The sequence below is a fragment of the Metabacillus niabensis genome, assembly GCF_902829255.1.
GTDB lineage: Bacteria > Bacillota > Bacilli > Bacillales > Bacillaceae > Metabacillus > Metabacillus niabensis.
The window spans coordinates 1-1,817 of sequence record NZ_CADEPK010000169.1 but is presented as its reverse complement, the minus strand read 5'-3'; the positions used below and the strand labels follow the sequence as shown (position 1 = coordinate 1,817).

Sequence of the window (1,817 nt, the reverse complement as noted above, 5' to 3'; positions counted from 1 at the left end):
GATATGATTGAACCTCCACCTGAAGTTGTTGGGGCAATTGAAATTGATTATATCAAAGGTGTAGCAAAACTTGATAAAAGATTAATTGTTATGCTTGATTTAGACGAAATATTAAATTTGAATCAAAATCGTTCTTTACTCAATGTGTAGGTGAATGAGTAATGGACTATATAAGCAGTATATCGTCTAAGCAATTAGATGTTTTGAAAGAGGTAGGCAATATAGGGGCAGGCCATTCTGCGACTGCTCTCTCTAAATTACTAAATAAAAAGATTGATATGAATGTGCCTAATGTAAAAGTTGTATCGTTTAATGAATTAATGGAGTGGGTAGGAGGGCCAGAAGTAGTAATTGCAAGCGTGTTTCTGCGCATCGAAGGAGACATTCCTGGCTCATTGTTTTTTGTCTTAAGTATTGAACAAGCGGAACATTTTATTAAGCAGTTAATTTCTGATGATGAATTTACCTTTCAGTCAAAGTATGATGAGCTTGGTTTATCTGCATTTCAAGAGCTTGGTAATATTTTAACAGGCTCCTATCTATCTGCTTTATCTGATTTAACAGAACTATCGATATTCCCTTCAGTACCTGCTCTTTCTATCGATATGTTTGGAGCAGTCATAAGCTATGGGTTAATTGAATTATCACAAGTAAGTGATTATGCAATTGTCATTGATACAATTATTAAAGAGCAAGATATTCATTCGGAAACCGACATAGTAAAAGGTCATTTCTTCCTCCTTCCTGATCCTGATTCATTTAAAACGCTCTTTTCAGCTTTAGGTGTTCATGATGATGTGTGAATCTATCGAACTAGTTAAAGTAGGTATAGCGGATTTAAATATTGTAAAAGCACCTAATCTAATAAGAACTTCTGGTTTAGGATCGTGTGTAGGCTTAATATTATTTGATAAAACAAATGAATTAGCAGGCTTGGCACATATTATGCTACCTGACTCAGTCTTAGCAAACAAAACGAATGTCAACATTGCTAAATACGCGGATACTGCCATACCAGAGTTAATAAGCAGATTAATTAAAGCAGGAGCAAGAGAGAGGAATTTACAGGCAAAAATGGCTGGTGGGGCACAAATGTTTCAATTCCAAACATCTAGTGATTTGATGAGGATTGGTCCAAGAAATGTTGAGGCAATTAAACAACAATTGAGAAAATATAATATTAGACTTATAAGTGAAGATGTTGGCGGAAATAGTGGAAGAACGATTGAATTTAATCCGAAATCATGTGAATTAATGATAAGAACAGTTAATCAGGGTACGAAATTAATATAAACATTTAATAGTTTTATCATTCTTTTATGTATAGAGGATTTAGTAGGAATACGTTCATAATTGTTAGTTAGGGGGATCATATCAGTGCAAGCTACAATGACTGAAGAACAAGTGATATGGCAAAAATGGATTAATTTACGTGATACACATGCAGGTAATGTTCTTATCAAAAAATACATGCCCCTTGTTTCTTATCATGTACAACGTATTTCTGTTGGTTTACCTAAAAGTGTAAGCAAAGATGATTTAATGAGTCTTGGCCTATTTGGTTTATATGATGCGTTGGAGAAGTTTGATCCAAATCGTGATTTAAAATTTGATACGTATGCATCATTCAGGGTGAGGGGGGCAATTATTGATGGCCTTAGAAAAGAGGATTGGTTACCCCGAAGCTCAAGAGAAAAGGCGAAAAAAGTAGAAGCTACAATTGATAAATTAGAACAAAAGCATTTAAGAAATGTATCTTCAAAAGAAATTGCAAATGAATTAGGACTTACTGAAGGTGAAGTTGTAAGTGTAATGAA

Annotated in this window: 3 protein-coding genes; all 3 read left to right on the top strand. The window is 34.0% G+C overall.

Annotated elements, in window-relative coordinates; translation table 11 throughout:
- The first annotated feature begins 161 nt into the window (after positions 1 to 161).
- Complete coding sequence (locus HU235_RS12265) at positions 162 to 803, top strand: chemotaxis protein CheC (protein ID WP_174880392.1); 642 nt, start codon at positions 162 to 164, stop codon at positions 801 to 803.
- Positions 796 to 1,293, top strand: coding sequence for a chemotaxis protein CheD (locus tag HU235_RS12260; protein WP_095298190.1), 498 nt, complete (start codon positions 796 to 798; stop codon positions 1,291 to 1,293). Before HU235_RS12265 ends, HU235_RS12260 begins: the two co-directional genes overlap by 8 nt.
- Before the next feature lie 84 nt (positions 1,294 to 1,377).
- Positions 1,378 to 1,817, top strand: a 440-nt coding sequence (locus tag HU235_RS12255; RefSeq protein ID WP_174880391.1) for a sigma-70 family RNA polymerase sigma factor, incomplete at its 3' end; no start/stop codon positions are given.